We start from the raw sequence: 20,313 nt of genomic DNA on the forward strand, positions 1-20,313 counted from the left end.
TATATACTTAGTTTCAGTAAGTAAATGGAGAGGGGCTAAAATAAATTGATTGAAATAAAAAATGTAAGTCATACATTTGCTATAGGAAAAAAAGGAAAAGAAAAAAAAGTACCTGTGTTGAAGGATTTATCATTCGATGTGGCAAAAGGAGAAATAGTTTCTATTGTTGGTAAGAGTGGATCTGGTAAATCGACCTTGCTAAATACTATCGCTGGTTTTATGACACCTGAGCATGGGTCAATTGTTATCAACGGTCAAGAAACAGCATCTATGAGTGAGGTTACCCATGCACAGTTTCGATTAGAAAATTTCGGTTTTATCTTTCAAAATTTTCAATTGATGCCCGGTTTAACGGCATTTGAAAATATTGAATTACCGCTGAAAATTAAAGGTATCCCGTCGGCAAAGCGTAAAGTTAAGGTGAAAGAACTATTACAACAAGTTGGACTTGAGAACGTTTCAGATCATTATCCAAATGAATTATCAGGTGGACAGCAACAACGTGTTAGTATTGCCCGTGCTTTGGTAACTAATCCACCCATATTATTAGCGGACGAGCCTACAGGAAGTTTAGATTCGGAAACAGAGCAAGATATTTTACTCCTTATTCAAAGCCTTAATAAAGCGTTGAATTTAACGTTTGTCATTATTACACATGATGAAGAAGTGGCTAATATAGCACATCACAAATTCAGAATGCACGATGGCGAATTAGTTAAGGAGGTATTGTAATATGTTATTTAAGGATCAAGTAGATTTTGTTAGACAACACTTAAAGAAAAATAGGCTACGTGTGTTTACAACTGTTTTAGCAACTACTATGGGATGTGCGTTTTTAATTGTATTAGCATCCATCGGTTTTGGTTTACAAGGGTCGATGGAAAGAGAAATCTTAACAGATCAAAAATTGACAGAAATTGAGGTATACGGAGATCCTCAAAAGAAAATCGATGTAGATGCCATTAGAAAAATGGAGAATGTCAGAGCAGTGGTTGAAAAAACAAATGCTCAACTATCGGCTAACGTAAAATTTGAGGAACGTACAAATAGCGTACCAGTAAACATGACTGAATTTGATAACGAAGAAAAGGTCGGGAGTAAATTATCTGAAGGTCGTCTACCTCAAAATTCTGATGAAATTGTAGTTGGTTATCATTTTGCAGAGAATTTATTATCGAAAGCAGAGTTGAAAGAGCAGGAAAAGCTAAATGAGGAATCTGCAGAAAATGATACAACTTCTACTAAGCAAGCAAAGAAACTTGGTTACAAGGAATCGCTAGTAGGTAAAACAATTTCAGTAAAACTACAAGATTATGATAATGATAAGGCAATTAATAAAGAGTTAACATTCAAAGTGGTTGGTGTATCAGAAAAACCGGCAAAAGATTGGCTTATTAAAAATACGATACTATTTAGTCATGAACTAAAAGGCGAGTTTTATAATATTTATAAGGCATCTGTAAAAGATTCGAAAAACATAAAAGCTGAAAAAGATATGTTCTATCCGGAGATAAAAGTACATGCTACGAATTTAGAAGCAGTAAAAGGTGTAATAGCCAAACTGAAGGATAAAGGTTTAAGTGTTTACTCAGTTACTGAGCAATTAGATGATATCAATGTTATATTCTTAGCATTTAAAGTAGGTTTAATCTTTGTAGGGACGATTGCTGTATTAATTGCTTCTATTGGTATTTTCAATACAATGACAATGGCCGTTACTGAGCGTACTCGTGAAATTGGGGTCATGAAGGCGATTGGGGCAAGTCCGAAATTGATCCAGCGATTATTCTTAATGGAAAGTGCTTGGATTGGTATTTTAGGAACAGCGATTGCAATTGTTATATCATACGGTATTAGTTTCTTATCAAACTGGCTATTGCCAATTATTATTGATATGGCTACTGATTCAAAGCAATTCCAAGAAGCGGGTATTGTGTTCTCACATATTCCATGGCAACTCATACTTGTAGCTTCAGTAATTAGTATTGGAGTAGCATTACTTTCAGGCTGGAGACCAGCACGTAAGGCAACAAAAATTGATGTCATCCAAGCTTTGAGACAGGAATAATAATAATAAAAAGAGCGATTAGCCATTAGGCTAATCGCTCTTTTTTATAGTTTCATCCAGTCACTTTTTCGTTATGTCGTTTGTAGAAGAAAGTAATGATTACTAAAACGATTAAAATCACTTGTCCAATAATTGTTTCGATTGTAGGGTAGAAACCGATTGAAGCCCATACAGGCAGATTGCTAATAATGGATGTTGGTAGCACATTTGTTAACTGCAATGTATGAATACTAACACCAATAATTTTAAATGCTAATAAATAGATTAAAACGGTTGCGACAGCAAAGAAGTAGTGGATTGGGATCTTGCCACTTGCTCGCAGTAATACGATGGCTACAATAATTAAAATTGCAAGGGCAATGCCAATTCCTAAAGTGAAGTCAAAAGTCGACATTTTAGGTGCAATTCCAGCGTAGAATACAAGCGTTTCAGCACCTTCACGGAAAACAGATAAAAAGCTGATAAAGGCCATGGCCCATACACTTTGTTTAGACATCGCATGATTCATTTGTTTTGAAATGTAATTATTCCATGATTTGATGTTGGATTTGCTGTGCATCCACACACCGACACCAATCATCATCGCAGCAGCTGCAAGCCCAATATAGCCTTCTAGCATTTCACGGCTCGTATTAATAGTTGTCGAGTTAAATAATGTTGACATTAAAATCGCTGCCACAGCACTTAAACCAATTCCTATACCAGCTCCAATATAAATCCATCTTTCCATATGTGTTTGTCCAGATTTTTTTAAGAAAGCTACAAGTGCAATAATGATTAATAAAGCTTCTAGACCTTCACGTAAAAGGATTAATGCTGCATCCCAGAAGCTATAGTTCTGATCTCCTTGGATAAGCTGAATTTGCTGTTTAAAGGTGTTTAACTGAGATATGATGTCCTTAGCATCTATAGAATCTTTCATTAAATTGCTGGCGATGATCGGCATATCACTTTCGATTTTCGTATATAGGCTGGCGTTTTTAGTACGAATATCGCCCTCAACATTAGGCCATGTAGTGATGAATTTTTTTATAGTTGCCGATGCTTTAGAGTATTCTTCATCATCAATTTGATCTTTTGCATCATCAATTAAATCTAATAATGTTTGCAAGGAGTAGGTACCAGATTGAGTAGCTGTTTTTTTTCCGGCAGCAAAGTTATCTATTGCTTGTTTTAATGAGTTGAATTGATCTGTTAATGAATCAATATTAGGATTGTCATCTGCAAGTGTCATTCGCATAAAGGACATTTGTGTTTCTATTTGTCCGTATGCTGCAATATCATGCTCTCGTACTGGGCGTTCAGTTCTTTTCCAAAAAGTATTGAACTGCTTGTACTGCACTTCAATTTTTTCTAGGTCACCAGTTTGAATGGTTTGACCTAGTGAGTTCAATGCAGGTGTAATCGTTTTTAAAAATCCAGCACGTTCTGCCATTTCGTCTACAGGATTTTCTGCTTTCTCTAAAGCTGTTAAAGCTTTTGATAGCTTTGTAAGTGCAGTAAGACGGTCTTCTTTAGAAGAGGCGTTTAAAGCTTCATCTAAAGAAGATTCGATGGTCTTTGTCTCACTAGATGTTTTTACATCAGCTTTTATCCAATCGGACTGGAATGTCTTTATAGCATCAATAGCTGCTTTATCTTGATCCTGCTTAGAGTTCATAATGGCATCACTAATAGAAATGTATAAATGACTATAGGATGCAGCAGCATTTACAGAATGTATTGATGTTAAGATGATTAATCCAAGAATAATAGTGATCTGACTACAGCGTTTTAAAAAGTGCTTCACCGATATAACTCCCTTTTTGTATTCCAGGGAAGCAAGCGAATAAGGCACTGCCTCGATGGGTAATATATTCATTCATTTTATCTAATCGACCTAGACTATTTTGAATTTTAATGAATTGATCAGGATTTTTTTGGAATGAAACAAATAGCAAGCCAGCATCATATGAGCCTGTTGCATCCATAACGCCTGATGAGTATGAATACGAGCGACGTAATATGCGTGCATCGACAGATTTCGCCAAGAAGACATGGGATGTTTCAGGGACTATATAATTTCCCTTATCGTCTTTTCGATCAATATCCATCGCTTCAAATTCGTCTTTTTTACCAATAGGTGCACCACTATCACGATGACGTCCGAATGTATTTTCTTGTTCTTTTAAAGAAGTACGGTCCCAAGTTTCTAAATGTAATTGAATTCGGCGAGCAACTAAATAAGAACCCCCAGTCATCCAACCTTTTGATTCTCCAGATTGTACCCAAACAACTTCATTCATATCTTTTTTACTAGAAGTAGTGGGATTTTCTGTGCCATCTTTAAATGCAAATAGATTACGAGGAGTCTGTTTTTTCCCTTTAGAAACAGGGAATGCATTGAAGCCAGCTTGTGACCATTTCAAAGATACTTTTCCAGAAGCGGCACGTACAAGATTGCGTACTGCGTGGAACGCAACTTGTGGGTCGTCTGCACATGCTTGAATGCAAATATCCCCTCCAGTGTAAGCAGTATCTAGCTGATCTTTTGGAAAGTGAGGTAAGTCTTTTAATTCGTTTGGTTTTTTAGAAGCTAGTCCGAATTCCTCTTTCTCGAAAAGGGATGGTCCAACTCCAAAAGTGATACTTAAATTTGTTGCATCAAGACCTCTTGCTTCACCGGTATCTTTTGGAGGAATCATCCCATTAGTTGTTGGATCGCCAATCATTTCGCCATTCATTAAACGAACTGCAAGAGGTGTCCACATTTTGAACAACTCTTGCAACTCTTGTTTAGAAGTAACTAAAACATTTAAAGAAGCGAAATAGATATTAGTTTGCACATCTGTTGCAATTCCAGATTGATGTTCACCATAGAAATCTACCTTGTTAGTAGAAGTTGAATCGTCATCAAAAAAATCCATGCCAAAGGTTTTGATGACGCCACCAAAACCTGTAGCACCAATGGCTACGCCGGCAGCCCCAAGACCGGTCATTTTCAACATTTGACGACGTGAAATTTTTTTATCAAAGATTTTTTCTTCTTTTGTTTCAGTCATTGTAATCTCACTCCATTATGATTGCCATTTGGCTTAATGGTTCGCCAAGGTTGTTTACTGCTTCAGCTAATGCTTTTGTATCGTCTTTAGTAAGTTCAGTGTATGAAATATAACCATCTTTTGTTTCATGTTTAGCTAACAAATCGTTAACTGCTTTAAATTTCTCTGTTAGGTTTTTAGCTAATTCAGGATCTTTAGCTTCGATTTTACTTTCTAAAATAGTGAAGATTTTTTCGGCACCTTCAACGTTAGCTTTGAAGTCATATAAGTCAGTATGAGAAAAGATTTCTTCCTCACCAGAAATTTTTGATGTAGAAACTTCGTTTAATAAATCGATTGCCCCGGTCATCATTAAATCAGGAGTTACTTCAACTGTTTCAACACGAGCGCGTAATTCTTTTGCATCTTTAAGTAGTTGATCGGCAGTTTTTTCGTAGCCTTTTGTTGTGTTTTCTTCCCATAATCCGTATTCAATTTTATGATAACCGCTCCAGTCTTCTTTTCCCTGACCTTCTTCTTCAAGGTCAGCTAAACGAGCATCAATACGTGGATCAAGGTCACCGAAGCTTTCCGCGATTGGTTCAGAACGTTCGAAAAACATACGCGCGTTTGGATAAATGTTTTTTGCTTTATCAATATCGCCAGCTTTTACAGCGGCAACAAATTTTTCTGTTTCTGTTGTGAATTGATCCATTTGATCAAGTGCGAATTCTTTATATGCATCTATTTCAGTCTGTAAATCAATTACTTCTGTATCGTTAGTTGTTGCTTCAGTTGATGAATTCTTAACAGAAGATTCTTCATCTGAGTTATTACATCCTGTTACGATAACGCTTCCTGCTAATAAAATGGCTAATAATGATTTTGACTTCATTGATATCCTACTCTCTGCGATTCGATTTTATATCTAAACTAATGATAATCATTATCAGTGAAAAGTCAATGCTTTACAAGACAAAAAATTCTAGTTAATGGAATTAGTTTCCTTTTATAGCGGAAGTGTAACATTTGAAGAAGTGGAGTAGATATGATTTTTCTCACAATGTTACTTACAATATTTCTAATTACAAAAAAACCTGCACCAAATATTGGAGCAGGGGAAATTGTTAGTCGAGATATTCCTTTAATTCTTTTTCTAAGAAAGGTTTTGCAGATAAAAATTTAGTAAAGGCATCATAGCGTTCCTTTTGAATAACGGTTGGCTTTTTACCTGTGAAGTATGCGCGAATTAATATATTTTTTGGTGTATTCTCCATATCGATAAATTCTAGCAGCTGTGTTTCGTAACCAACAAGTGTTAAAATCTCGGCACGAATAGAGTCTGTAGCTAGTGCAGCAAATCGCTCTTTTACTAAACCATGTTGAAGCATAATATCGAGTGGTGAAGATTGAATTTGAGTATTTAATTCATGTTGGCAGCAAGGAACACTTAAAATCACTTTCGCTCCCCATTTTACTGCGCGAGCTAATGCCATATCTGTAGCAACATCACATGCATGTAAAGTAACAACCATATCGACAGCTGTTTCATCATTATAGTCATTAATATCACCTACCAAAAATTCAAGCTGGTCATATTCTAGATCCTTGGCGATTTGCGCACAATGCTCAATGACTTCCTTCTTTAAATCTAAACCTGTTACACGAATATCTAGACCTTGCTCAATTTTTAAATAGTGATAAAGTGCAAAAGTTAAATAGGATTTACCTGATCCGAAATCGAGTATACGAATGGTACGGCCCTTTGGTAAATAGTCGAGTGAATCATGAATAAACTCGATAAAGCGGTTAATCTGTTTGAATTTATCATACTTTTGCTTTTTCACTTTACCATCAGTAGATTGCACCCCTAGGCGGATAAGGAATGGATAAACAGTGTCAGGATCTAACAAGTAATTCTTTTTGCGATTATGTGAAAGGTCTACTGTTTTATTTGCTGTTTGTTCAACTTTCCAAAGTACTTTGTTTTTCTTGGAAAGTTGGATTTGTATATTCTCACTAGTGAATTCTCCATGGAACTGACGGAATTGCTCAAATAGCTCATTAACTGTCATTTCAATAGAAGATAACGGTATATTTTCATGCTTTAAAATACGTTCATATTGATATTCAAGTTGAATATGATAAATACCTTTTAGTTCAATTGGCTTTAATTTAATACGTTTAATTTCATTTGATTTTGTACGTGGCTGGCTAATTGTAGCAGCTACTAATTCTTTATTTAACAATCGTTGCAATAACGCTTGTGTCATTTCTTGATAATCCATTGTTACTCGCCTTCTTTATTGTTTAATAGTTGGCATTAGTGTACCATAATTCGCCCTCATCAAAGAATAAAAGAAGTTGAGTAATTATTTTTCATCAATGTATGAAAGTGTTTTGCCCGTCCAACCAAATACGATTGTTAAGATAGGTGATAACAAACAGAAGAAGGCAAATGGCAAGTACGCCCAAGTTGAAACACCTAATACATTGGTGATGAAAATACCACATACACTCCAAGGAACGAGTGGGTTTACAACGGTACCCGCATCTTCCATTACACGTGCAAGGTTTTTACTTTTCAAGCCAACCTTTTTGAACTGTGCTTGGAATGCTTCACCTGTTAATAGAATTGATAAGTATTGTTCACCAATTAATGTGTTAATACCGATTGCTGTAACGGCTGCACCTGTAATAACAGAACCAGTACTTTTAAAGAAGCTTTCTACTTTTGATAATAGTGCTTGCACGATACCAAGAGTGAATAACAAGCCACCCATACTAAGTGCTAAAAGGACAAGTCCGATTGTGAACATCATGCTATTAATTCCGCCACGTGACAGTAGGGAATCAATGTCTTCAATACCTGTAGTAGATTTGAAGCCGTTAAATAAAATATCCATTACTTCACTAAATCCAAATTGTGTATGGAAATAAGAAACGATAATAGCTGAAATAGAGCTAACTGCTAATGTTAAAATAGCTGGTGTTTTTTTCAAAGTGAACATGATTAGAACAACTAATGGAATGAGCGTGTACCAATGCACCATACCTGTTTGTAACAAACCGTTTTGGAATGCATCAATTTTGTCTGCGTGTTGTAATTCTTTGTTCGGCGAAATCACACCGTAAACAATTAATGATATGAAAAATGCAGGGATTGTCGTCCATCCCATATTTTTAATGTGTTCAAATAAGTCTACACCGACAATGGCAGATGAAAGGTTCGTCGTATCAGATAAAGGTGACATCTTATCACCAAAAAAAGCACCTGAAACGATAGCACCGGCAGTGATCGCTAAGGAGATATCCATTGCGCTAGCCATGCCGATAAATGCAACTCCCACTGTTGCAGTAGTAGTGAGTGAACTACCAATCGCAACACCAACAATACAAGTAACAAGAAATACAACTGCATAAAAGAAATGTGGTGTAATAGTTTGGAAGCCTAAGTAAATCATTGTCGGGATGGTACCACCCATCATCCAACTACTAATCAAAATACCGATAAAGAAGAAGATGAAAATGGCGCTTAACCCTGCTCTAGAACCCTCGACTAGACCTTCTTCTAGTTGTTTATAAGAAACTTTTTTGATTAAGCCGTAAGCGATTAATAATAAAATACTCATAATAATTGGCATATGAGGTACTGCATCAAATTTAGCAATACTAATCCCCATTGTGGCAATAATGATGCCTACGAGAAGTAATGCTTCAAAAAAAGATGGTGTAATTTTAGATTGAATACGAAACATGGAAATCCTCCTATATATTAAAATGGCATAAAAAAATCCTTCTATCCCTATAAAAAGGGACGAAGGAGAACTCCGCGGTACCACCCTAATTGTTGAATAATTATATCCAACCACTTCATTAAAACGAGTATCTAATGGTGTAATTCATCTATTGTACAGACCTAAGTTTGCACCAAATACTTAGTCTCTAATTGCTGTCTGTAAAATAACTACTATGTCCATCACTCGGGATATATACTTTGTCGCTTCAACGCATTGAAGTTAATAAAGATTCTACCATGTTTGAGTATATAGTCAATAGATTTGACTTAAATATATTATTTGAAACAGTATTTTTATATCTTAATTAGAAAGAAAGTTTGTTGATAGTGTATATCTAGGTATACATAAATTACCCATAAAAAAACTATCGGCAAATTGACGCCGATAGTGGAGAAGATTATAGATTATGCTTTTATTGAATTTGCCACTTCATATGTTTGGTTAACATAACTAGCTATTTGATCTTGTTCCTCAGTTAAGTTCACTAAGGTCGCATTTAGCTCTTCGAGAGCTGCTGTACTTTCTTCAATAACAGCGGCAAACTCAGTAGTACTTTGTTGAATAGTTTCGGAATTGCCTTCTATTTGCGCCATACTAGTCAATAGTTGGTCCATTTGTTTTTGCAATGTATCCATAGTTTGATGTAGCTCATTAAAGGCAGTTGAAGAGTGTTCAGCCTCTGATACCTGCTTGTATATTTTATTCATTCCATCTTCTAATTTAATGAGAGTTACTTCATTATATTCATTAACGTTACGTAAGTTTGAATCAATTTTCACGAGTGTTTCATCCGTTACACTAGCAAGTTTACGAATTTCATCTGCTACGACAGCAAAACCTTTCCCATGTTCACCAGCACGAGCTGCTTCAATGGATGCATTTAATGCTAGTAAATTAGTTTGCTCTGTAATTTGACGAATGGATACTGTAAAGGTATTTGTTTCAGATATTTTTTCTGTTAAATCTTTGAAAGCCATACTTAAATCGATAAAGAACTTAGTAAAGTCATCTATATCATTTTTCATGACTTGCATCCGTGTAGCACCATTCGTTGCTTGGGTACCCGCCTGGCTGGATTGTTGCACAGCCTCTTTCAGTGAAGTAGAAACACTACGGATTGTCTGTGCTGTAGCTTCTGAGTTTAGTACGATATCTGAAATTCGATCAGCTTGTTGCTCCGAACCTGCGCTAATCTCGTTAACGGCGATCAGCATCTCTCGTTGTGCAGCTGTAGCACTGTTAGTATTCTGTGTAATGCTTTGAAGATTTGTTGTGATCGTTTGAACTGAAGAAGAAAGTTTGTCCATTAACAAAGTTTCTTGATGAGATTTCGCTTCTAATTGTTCATATAGTTTCGCGTTATTATTTGCGTTGTGAGTATTCTGATGAATTTGTAAAAAGATTGCAATACCCGATAGGAAGTGCACAAGTAATAAGTTTTTATATTGTCCAGACATCATATCCACTTGTCCAAAATATCTTTGGTTAAAAAACATCGAAATCGCGCTTAAAAGGTAACCAAAGATCAGAAGCTTTTTACTTGAATGAATACTAGATACCATTAATAAGAAAAAAGATAATGCTATAGAACCCAATGTGCTAACGCCTTCACCAAGTATTGAACCCATAATAGTGAAGAAAACCATTAACAGAATGAAGTACGGAAAGAAACGTTCGAAAATAGCTAATTTACGTTCAATAAGAAAAGAAATTAATACGAGTGTAAAAATACTACCTATCACAAGTTTGACCATTGGGTGCGAGTCGAAAAGTAATTGTGCTAAAAAACCTATGCCTGAAGCGATGATTGTTACTAGGAAAATAAAAAAGTTCTTTCTCTTCCAATCTTCTTTAGATAATAATTGCATGTTCATAGGAAAGGACCTCCTTAAGTGAATTATTTTTTAATTTTTGTAGATAGGTATATGGTATCTTTATTGTTGGTGTTTTATGAAACTTATTAACTAATAATAATGTAGAGAACAAAAGATTACTATACTTTATTGGAAAAAATGATAATAACTAATAAACTCTACCATTTTAATGAGTTAATTAATCAGAATTTTGTGATAAAATAACAGGAGATAATACTTCGAACAAAGGGGGCTTGTTTTATGTTATTACATAAGACTGTTGGAGAAGTTTTACGCAATACAATGGAAGCGTTTCCGAATAATGAGGCATACGTGTATCCGGAAAATAATGTGAGAAAAACTTATGCAGAATTTAATCACGAAACAGATGAATTAGCGAAAGCCTTTATCGGCATGGGTATTGCAAAAGGGGAGCATATTGCCATTTGGTCGGATAATAAGAGAGAATGGCTACTAAGTCAGTTTGCATCAGGGAAAATGGGAGCTGTTCTTGTAACAGTAAACACGAATTATCAAGAAAAAGAACTTGAATATTTGCTACAGCAATCGGACTCAACGACATTAATTTTAGGAGAAGAATTTAAAGGTACTTCTTATATTAATATCATCCAAAAAATATGTCCGGAACTAATGAACTCTAAAAAAGGTGATATTCAATCAGAGAAATTACCACAATTCAAACGTGTAATAGTTATGAGTGAAAATGATTATCCGGGCATTTATAAATGGAGTGAACTCGTAGAATTTGCTGAGCAAGTGACTAATGAAGAATTAGAAGACCGTTTTCAATCTCTGGATCCAGGTGATGTTATTAATATTCAATACACATCAGGCACAACAGGTTTTCCGAAAGGGGTCATGTTAACACATAATAATGTTGTTAATAATGCTCAGCTAGTTGGAGAGTATATTCACTTAACGGAGCATGATCGTTTGTGCATCCCAGTACCATTCTTCCACTGCTTTGGTTGTGTGATGAGTACATTAGCTTCTGTATTACGTGGTGCCACAATGGTCGTATTGAAACAATTTGAACCGGGTTTAGTGTTACAAACCGTTCAAGATGAAAAGTGCACAGCTTTACAAGGGGTACCTACAATGTTTATCGCAGAACTAAATCATCCTGGCTTTGGGAAATTTGAATTATCTTCCCTACGTACAGGGATTATGGCGGGGTCAATTTGTCCAATTGAGGTAATGAAAAAGGTCATTAACGATATGGGTGCTCGTGAAATTACGATTTGCTATGGTCAAACAGAATCTTCACCAGTTATTACACAAACAAGCACGGACGATTTGATTGAAAAGCGTGTATCTACAGTTGGTAAACCACATCCGAATGTAGAGGTAAAGATTATTGATCCAGTGACTGGAGATGAAGTGAAAGATGGTACACCGGGTGAATTATGTGCTCGTGGTTATTTAATCATGAAGGGTTATTATAATAATCCAGAAGCTACACATGCCGCAATTGATCATGAAGGTTGGCTTCATACAGGAGATATCGCAGTTATGGATGAGGATGGTTATATCGATATTACGGGGAGGATTAAGGACATGGTGATTCGTGGCGGTGAAAATATTTATCCACGTGAAGTGGAAGAATTTTTATATGAGCATCCACAAATACAAGATGTTCAAGTTGTCGGAATACCGGATGAAAAATACGGGGAAGAACTAATGGCTTGGGTCATATTGAAAGAGGGGGCATCTGTCACGGAAGAGGAGCTTAGAGCATATTGTAAAGGGAAGATCTCCTATCATAAAATTCCGAAGTATATTCAGTTTACAGATGAATATCCAATGACAGCATCAGGGAAAATTCAGAAGTTTAGATTAAGAGAATTATCGCAAGCACACCTAGTTAAGTGAGTTGTTATGAGAGCAAGTTAAATGCTGAAGATTTGTATATTTCGTTCGCGCTTTTAGTAATTTAATAGATGAGAAATGTTGGCGCGTTATGAATAAATATACTACCCTAGTTACTTATGCTAGGATAATCATGATAAAATGGCTATATCATATAGGTGAAGGGAAGAGTGAGATTTATCATGTCTGATAATACGTATCAACTCATTGCAATCGTTATTTATATGATTGCAATGTTAGTAATCGGCTGGTATGCATTTAGGCGTACAACTAATTTGACAGATTATATGCTCGGTGGGCGTTCATTAGGGCCAGCAGTCACAGCATTAAGTGCTGGAGCAGCAGATATGTCGGGTTGGTTATTAATGGGGCTACCAGGTGCGATTTATGCAAGTGGATTAATAGAGGCTTGGATTGCCGTTGGTTTAACTGTAGGAGCATATTTAAACTGGATGTTTGTTGCACCACGTTTACGTATGTACACACAAGTATCAAACAATTCAATTACAATTCCAAGCTATTTAGATAACCGCTTAAGAGATAAAACGAAGTTACTTCGCATTGCTTCAGGTTTAATTATTCTTGTATTCTTTACTTTCTACGTTTCTTCAGGAATGGTTGCAGGTGGCGTATTTTTCGAGAGTTCGTTTGGATATGATTATCATACGGGTCTATTAATTTCATCTGGTGTTGTAATAGCATATACACTATTTGGAGGATTTTTAGCTGTTAGTTATACAGACTTTATTCAAGGATTAGTCATGTTTTTAGCCCTTATAATTGTTCCGATTTTCGGTTTATTCTTAACAGGTGGAATTGGAGAAACTGTAGATTCAATTAAAGAAGTTGATCCGAAATTATTAAGTTTATTTGCTGGTACAACGATTACAGGAATTATTTCTACAGTGGCATGGGGGCTAGGTTATTTTGGTCAGCCGCATATTATCGTTCGTTTTATGGCTATTAAGAGTGTTAAGGAAACAAAGCAAGCTCGTAGAATCGGAATAAGCTGGATGTTATTAAGTTTATTTGGTGCTATTGCAACAGCGCTTGTTGGTGTTGCCTATTACCAACAAAATGCAGGAGTATTAAAAAATCCTGAAACAGTATTTATTGTTTTAGGGCAAATTTTATTCCACCCATTCATTGCGGGTATTATGCTTGCTGCTATTTTAGCCGCAATAATGAGTACGATTTCATCTCAATTAATTGTAACGTCATCTGCATTAGTGGAAGACATTTATAAAGCTGTATTTAAATCAAATGCTTCAGATAAACAATATGTATTTTTAGGACGTATGGCGGTACTTTTAGTATCTATTTTGGCTATGGCTTTAGCTTGGAAACAGGATAACAAAATTTTAGATTTAGTGTCCTTTGCTTGGGCAGGTTTTGGTTCAGCATTTGGCCCTATTATTTTATTGACATTATACTGGAGAAAGGTCACAAACTGGGGTGCTTTAGCTGGTATGGTAACTGGCGCAATGACAGCTTACGTTTGGGGCTCAAATGAAAAGCTTCATGCAGCTATGTACGAAATCGTACCAGGATTTATCATCTGTCTATTCGTAGCGGTTGTTGTTAGTTTATTAACGTATAAACCTAATAAAGAAATTGAAGAAGAGTTTGATAGAACAATAGAGTTATTGAAAGAAGAACAAGAAGGCTAATCATTCTTGTGTCCGTAGTTGGCTATGCTTGCATACACACAGCTACGGACTTTTCTATATACATAAGGGGTGATAGGGATGTTTGAATTAGATCATGTCGTATATTTCACAACAAAAAATCCACAGCAGGTAGTCGAACAGGAAAAAATTGAAGGTTTGCATCCTGTTGAAGGTGGGCAGCATTTGGATTGGGGAACGTATAATGCACTATTTTATACAAAGAATAGTTATATCGAATGGTTGGCTGTAGAACATGAAAATATAGCAGAACAATCAACTCAGCCTTTAGTGAAACAACTTTTATATGATATTGTCGATGGTGAAGGTTTTGCATCATTATGCCTACGTTCAAACGATTTAGAAAAGAAGAATCGCTATTTTCAAAAAATGGGATATCGTACATCGGGTATTATCCCTGCTGAGAGAAGAACGTCCAATGGCGGCTTGCGCAAGTGGAAAATGCTTTTCATTGATCATAAAATTGACCATACTTTACCTTATCCATTTTTTATACAGTGGGAGCAGACAGATGAAGAACGATATTCGTCATTAAGAGAAGATGGAACAGTCAAACCAGAAAATGAAGAATTGACGATTAAGCGCTGTATCTTCCATGTGAAAAATGTAGAAGAGAAGCTTATTCATTGGTCAAGATTATTATCGTTATCTACAAAGGGGAATACATTGAAACTTGGGAATACAGTATTTGTTTTTGAGGAAAAACATGATAGTAAGGAACGATTGCATACAATCGAAATTACAAAAGGTTGAGAGTTAAGAAATGAATGTGTTAGGATAAATTCACCTTTTCAAATAAAGGTTTTGTAAATGGAATTTGGACGGTGCTTTTTATTTTACGGAGTGATTATAAAGCAGCAGTTTGTTTAGAAAATTTTATATTTAATAGTAAGAGAAGAGTAGATATATCATTTCTACTCTACTGTTAATTTCAGTTGGAAGTTAAGGATATATTTATACTCTTTGTTCTGCGTAGTAAGAGGAGGAAATTTGTTGGATGAATTAATTGAAAAAGCCGTAATAGTTGGTGTTAATTTACGAGGGGATGTTCATTTTGAATATTCACTTGAGGAGCTTCGAAATTTAGCGGAAGCGCTAGATGTAGAAGTAGTTGGCACCGTTACGCAAAATTTAGAACGTGTAAATCCATCTCATTATGTTGGAACAGGTAAAATAGAAGAAATTAAAAATTTCTATGATGAATCAGACGCAAATTTAGTCATTTTTGATGATGAGTTATCACCATCTCAAATACGTAATCTTGAAGCTGATCTAGAATGTAAAGTTATTGATCGAACAATGCTGATCTTAGATATATTTGCTAGACGTGCAAAATCGAAAGAAGCACAAATGCAAGTAGAATTAGCACAGTTACAATATATGCTACCACGCTTAGTAGGTTTGCATGCGTCCCTTAGCCGCCAAGGTGGAGGAACAGGCGGTGGTTTCAAAAACCGTGGTGCAGGTGAAACAAAACTTGAACTAGATCGTCGTAAAATCGAAGATCAAATTGCAAAATTACGCCGTGATTTAGAAGTGGTCAAAGAACAACGTGAAACACAGCGTAAGCAACGACGTAAAAATGAAATACCTGTCGTATCCATTGTAGGATATACGAATGCTGGGAAATCGACGATTATGAATCAGTTGTTACGTAAAACTGAACATGAAGAACATAAGCAAGTATTCGAAAAGGATATGCTTTTTGCTACTCTTGAAACATCGGTTCGACAGATTGAATTACCGGATCATAAAAGCTTCTTATTAACCGATACTGTTGGTTTTGTTAGTAAATTACCTCACCATTTAGTAAAGGCATTTCGCTCTACTTTGGAAGAAGCACGAGATGCAGATTTACTTTTACATGTTGTGGATTCTTCAAACGAAGAATATCAGTATATGATGGAAGTAACGAATGATACATTACATGCTGTTGGGGTTGAAGATGTACCAACAGTATATGTGTATAATAAGGCTGATCTTGCTAATGCAGAGTATCCGCAAGTAAGTGGGGATACGGTATGGATGTCTGCAAAAGAGGGAGTGGGATTAGATGAACTTTTACAGGTTGTTCGTCGCCACATTTTCTCTGATTATGTAACATGTCGTATTTGCATACCATATGATAGAGGGGATATTGTCTCATATTTAAATGAGTATAGTAATATTCAAGAAACAGTATATGAAGAAGAAGGTACTGTGTTGAAAGTTGAAATGAGAGAGGCAGACGCAAATCGCTTTGCTGAGTTTATCTTGAAATAAGAAAGAGTAGAGAGTCGATGTTAAACCGACTCTCTACTCTTTTAGTTTTGATTAAATTGAATGTTGTGTAGCTTTGTGAAAATTCCGTTTGCTGCGACAAGTTCATCGTACTTCCCTTCTTCAGCAATTCCGTCTTCAGTGACGACGACTACTCGATCGGCATCTCGTATTGTTGCAAGACGGTGAGCGATGACGAGGGTCGTACGATTTTTTGCAAGTTCATTTAAAGCGCGTTGAATAATTTTCTCTGTTTCTGTATCTAATGCAGATGTTGCTTCATCTAAAATGAGAATAGGAGGATTTTTTAGGAACATCCGTGCAATTGCTAGTCGTTGTTTTTGACCACCGGATAACTTCAATCCTCTTTCACCAATTTGTGTATCATAACCATCTTGAAGACCTTCGATAAATTCCTCTAAATGAGCCTTTTTTGCAGCCGCTTGGATTTCTTCAAATGAAGCCCCAAGTTTACCATATGCAATATTATCGCGGACCGTTCCGGTAAATAAGAAGACGTCCTGTTGTACGATGCCGATTTGTGAGCGTAAAGAGTGTAATGTCATATCACGTACATCAATGCCATCAATTGAAATCGAACCTTCAGTGACATCATAAAATCTTGGTATTAATGAACAAATTGTTGTTTTACCAGCACCTGAAGGACCAACGAAAGCAATTGTCTGTCCTTCTTGAATCGATAAATTAATATTGGACAAAATCTCTTTATAAGACTCGTATCTGAAATGTACATTTTTAAATTGAATATTTCCAGACAATGCATGATTATCGATTGCATTCTTACGATTTTGGATGTCAGGTTCTTGGTCAATAAGCTCACGAAATCTCTTGAATCCAGCCATTCCTTTTGGATACAGCTCCAAGAGAGCGCTAATTTTATCGACTGGTTTAATCAGTACATTTGAATAGAGTACAAAACTAACTAGCTCACCGTAAGTTAGCGATCCGTTGAAGCTCAGCCACGCCCCAACAACTAATATGATTAGTGTGACAAGGCGGGTCATCATATAAATGCTAGAATGTGTACCAGCCATGATTTTATATGCGGAAAGCTTTGCAAGACGGAAACGACCGTTATTTACTTTGAAGCGATCCATTTCAAATTGTTCGTTTGTAAATGCTTGTACAACACGTACGCCTGACACGCTATCTTCTACACGAGCATTGACGTCTGCAATACTGCCATACATCGATTTCCAAGCTACATTCATTTTAACATTACAATATGTTACTAACCAAACTAAGAAGGGTACCATTATTATAGCGATAATGGCTAGTTGCGGATTAATACTGAACATAATAGCAAAAGCACCAAAGAACGTCATAATGGCAATGAAGAGATCTTCCGGACCGTGATGAGCGAGCTCACCAATATCAAATAGATCATTCGTAACCCGACTCATAATATGGCCAGTCTTCGTGTTATCAAAGAAGCGGAATGACTGTTTTTGTACATGATTAAAGAGTTCTTGTCGCATATCTGTTTCAATATTAATACCAAGTTTATGACCTAAGTAGCTGACAATATATTGCAACAAGGTACTGAAAAGATAAATGATTAATAGTAGTACGCTCACTGTCACAATTGTGCCCCATTCACCGCTTGGTAAAAGTTTATCAATAAACCATTGTACGGCAATTGGGAAAGCAAGTTCTAAAATTGCGACGATGACAGCACTTGTAAAATCGACAATAAATAATCGCTTATGTGGTTTGTAATAGGAAAAAAACTGTTTTAGCATGTATTTGCTCCTCTGTAAATTCAATTATTTGTATTATAACGAAAAAGTTAGATAAATGTAATGACTCATCCAAATGATAATTATTTAACACTTCAAAAAAATGCTAAAATAATCAATATTTTGAAAACTTCTATTCTTTGACATGCGTACAACTGTCTATTTATAATAGACTTACTGTTTTTTCAGAAAATAGATATCCTATTTACTTATTGGAAAGAGGGAATTTAAATGATAACGAAAGAAGATATCGTTAAGTCGGTACCCCAAAAAGGTTTTGTTGGTCATCCTAAAGGACTATCAACCTTATTCTTTACTGAATTCTGGGAACGTTTTTCATACTATGGCATGCGGGCCATTTTACTTTACTTTATGTACTATAGTTTAAATGATGGTGGTCTAGGATTAGATCGAACGACAGCTAACTCAATTTTCGCTATATACGGCTCACTTGTATATATGTCAGGGATTATTGGTGGTTGGATTGCTGACCGTGTATTAGGTACCAGAAGAACCGTGTTTTACGGTGGTGTCTTAATAATGCTAGGTCATATTTGTTTGGCATTCCCAGGTGGATTGACAATGCTACTAATTTCAATGGTATTCATTGTAATGGGGACAGGCTTATTAAAACCAAACGTTTCAAGTATTGTTGGTGACATCTATGCTGAAAGTGATAACCGTAGAGACGCTGGATTCAGTATTTTTTATATGGGTATTAACTTAGGTTCATTCATTGCACCTTTAATAGTAGGAACAATTGGACAAAAGTACAGCTTCCATTTAGGTTTTAGTGTTGCTGCAGTCGGAATGTTTATTGGTTTAGTTATGTATGTAATTACTGCTAAGAAATATCTAGGTTTAGCAGGTAAACAAATTAATAATCCATTAACAAAAGATGAATTCTCAAAATTAGCAATAAAAACAATTATTGGTGTTGCAATTGTTGCGGTACTCGCAGTGATTGCTTATATTAACGATCAATTAACAATAAATAATGTTATATTATTTATTTCTATTTTAGGGATTCTAATTCCTACTGCGTTTTTTGTGGTGATGTATAGAAGTCCAAAAACTAACGCAGAGGAAAAATCTCGTGTGTTGGCATATATACCAATGTTCATTGCTGCTGTAATGTTTTGGGCAATCCAAGAGCAAGGTTCAAATATTCTTGGAACGTATGCAGACTCACGTACTGATTTAAACCTTGGTCCAATTAAATTGGAATCTTCTTGGTTCCAGTCATTAAATCCGTTATTTATTATTACAATGGCACCGTTATTTGCTTGGATTTGGATGAAACTTGGAACGCGCCAACCGTCTACACCAGTTAAATTTTCATTGGCATTATTTTTCTCCGGGTTCTCATTCATTGTCATGGTAATTCCCGCGTTTCTTTCTGGTGGTACAGCTTTAGTAAGTCCATGGTGGCTAGTACTAAGCTTCTTCCTAGTAGTAATAGGAGAATTATTAATTTCTCCAGTAGGGCTATCTGTTACAACGAAATTAGCACCAAAGGCATTTAGTGCACAAACCATGAGTTTATGGTTCCTAACGAGCGCAGCAGCCCAAGCGGTGAATGCACAGTTAGTAAAAATATTCGATAAAATTAGTGAAGTTGCATACTTCGGTACAATTGGTACTGCGTCTGTACTTCTTGGTATCGTAATGTTATTAATTTCACCAATGATTTCGAAAAAGATGCAAGGTATTCGATAATAAACAATTTTAAAAGCGCTGAGATTGACTAAATCTCAGCGCTTTTTTATTTTTTAAGAAATATAAGAAATTAATGCATAAAATCCTAGGATATTATGTATTTATAATGAAATTAGTCAGAATAAACAAGAATAATTAAAATCCAATAGAGTGAGAAATGTTGAAAGCGTTTTACTTTAAAGTCATACTATAGCTGTGATTTATGGCAACGATCAACTTTCTAAATTCACAAAACTGTCATTGTAGTGTGATAATC

Annotated in this window: 14 protein-coding genes; 7 read left to right on the forward strand and 7 right to left on the reverse strand. The window is 35.7% G+C overall.

Annotated features, from left to right (window positions below; all coding sequences use genetic code 11):
* The first annotated feature begins 45 nt into the window (after nt 1-45).
* Nucleotides 46-732: an ABC transporter ATP-binding protein gene (locus tag AMD00_RS21965; RefSeq protein ID WP_053419132.1), complete on the forward strand. Its 687-nt coding sequence runs from the start codon at nt 46-48 to the stop codon at nt 730-732.
* 1 nt (nt 733) lies between these two features.
* Nucleotides 734-2,068 (forward strand): ABC transporter permease, encoded by a 1,335-nt coding sequence (locus AMD00_RS21970; RefSeq protein ID WP_053419133.1) that lies wholly within the window; start codon nt 734-736, stop codon nt 2,066-2,068.
* Nucleotides 2,069-2,120: 52 nt separating this feature from the next.
* Here the strand turns inward: AMD00_RS21970 and AMD00_RS21975 are convergent, their stop codons facing one another.
* The 6 genes from AMD00_RS21975 to AMD00_RS22000 form a co-directional block, all read right to left on the reverse strand.
* Complete coding sequence (locus AMD00_RS21975; RefSeq protein ID WP_053419134.1) at nt 2,121-3,857, reverse strand: FTR1 family iron permease; 1,737 nt, start codon at nt 3,855-3,857, stop codon at nt 2,121-2,123.
* A complete protein-coding gene (gene efeB / locus AMD00_RS21980) occupies nt 3,832-5,109 on the reverse strand; it encodes an iron uptake transporter deferrochelatase/peroxidase subunit (protein WP_053419135.1) in 1,278 nt (425 codons plus the stop codon). Before efeB ends, AMD00_RS21975 begins: the two co-directional genes overlap by 26 nt.
* 7 nt (nt 5,110-5,116) lie before the next feature.
* Complete coding sequence (gene efeO, locus AMD00_RS21985; protein ID WP_053419136.1) at nt 5,117-5,983, reverse strand: iron uptake system protein EfeO; 867 nt, start codon at nt 5,981-5,983, stop codon at nt 5,117-5,119.
* 232 nt (nt 5,984-6,215) lie between these two features.
* A complete protein-coding gene (locus tag AMD00_RS21990; protein ID WP_053419137.1) occupies nt 6,216-7,376 on the reverse strand; it encodes a class I SAM-dependent methyltransferase in 1,161 nt (386 codons plus the stop codon).
* Between the two features lie 84 nt (nt 7,377-7,460).
* Nucleotides 7,461-8,846 (reverse strand): Na+/H+ antiporter NhaC, encoded by a 1,386-nt coding sequence (gene nhaC, locus AMD00_RS21995; RefSeq protein ID WP_053419138.1) that lies wholly within the window; start codon nt 8,844-8,846, stop codon nt 7,461-7,463.
* Nucleotides 8,847-9,292: 446 nt separating this feature from the next.
* On the reverse strand, nt 9,293-10,762 hold the full coding sequence (locus AMD00_RS22000; protein ID WP_053419139.1) for a methyl-accepting chemotaxis protein: 1,470 nt from the start codon (nt 10,760-10,762) through the stop codon (nt 9,293-9,295).
* A gap of 240 nt (nt 10,763-11,002) precedes the next feature.
* On the opposite strand from AMD00_RS22000, the gene AMD00_RS22005 reads away from it, so the two are divergent.
* The 4 genes from AMD00_RS22005 (at nt 11,003) to hflX (ending at nt 16,581) form a co-directional block, all read left to right on the forward strand.
* Entirely contained in the window at nt 11,003-12,634 is a 1,632-nt protein-coding gene (locus AMD00_RS22005; RefSeq protein ID WP_053419140.1) for an AMP-binding protein, read from the forward strand.
* A gap of 179 nt (nt 12,635-12,813) precedes the next feature.
* A complete protein-coding gene (putP, locus tag AMD00_RS22010; RefSeq protein WP_053419141.1) occupies nt 12,814-14,301 on the forward strand; it encodes a sodium/proline symporter PutP in 1,488 nt (495 codons plus the stop codon).
* Between the two features lie 78 nt (nt 14,302-14,379).
* Nucleotides 14,380-15,072 carry a VOC family protein gene (locus AMD00_RS22015; RefSeq protein ID WP_053419142.1) on the forward strand — a complete coding sequence of 231 codons (693 nt, stop codon included), beginning with the start codon at nt 14,380-14,382 and terminating at the stop codon, nt 15,070-15,072.
* Nucleotides 15,073-15,312: 240 nt separating this feature from the next.
* Complete coding sequence (gene hflX, locus AMD00_RS22020; protein WP_053419143.1) at nt 15,313-16,581, forward strand: GTPase HflX; 1,269 nt, start codon at nt 15,313-15,315, stop codon at nt 16,579-16,581.
* Between the two features lie 41 nt (nt 16,582-16,622).
* Here the strand turns inward: hflX and AMD00_RS22025 are convergent, their stop codons facing one another.
* Entirely contained in the window at nt 16,623-18,341 is a 1,719-nt protein-coding gene (locus tag AMD00_RS22025; protein ID WP_053419144.1) for an ABC transporter ATP-binding protein, read from the reverse strand.
* Between the two features lie 228 nt (nt 18,342-18,569).
* Between AMD00_RS22025 and AMD00_RS22030 the strand changes: the two genes are divergently transcribed.
* On the forward strand, nt 18,570-20,057 hold the full coding sequence (locus AMD00_RS22030; RefSeq protein ID WP_053419145.1) for a peptide MFS transporter: 1,488 nt from the start codon (nt 18,570-18,572) through the stop codon (nt 20,055-20,057).
* Nucleotides 20,058-20,313: the final 256 nt, after the last annotated feature.

This window comes from Viridibacillus arvi, assembly GCF_001274945.1.
GTDB lineage: Bacteria > Bacillota > Bacilli > Bacillales_A > Planococcaceae > Viridibacillus > Viridibacillus arvi.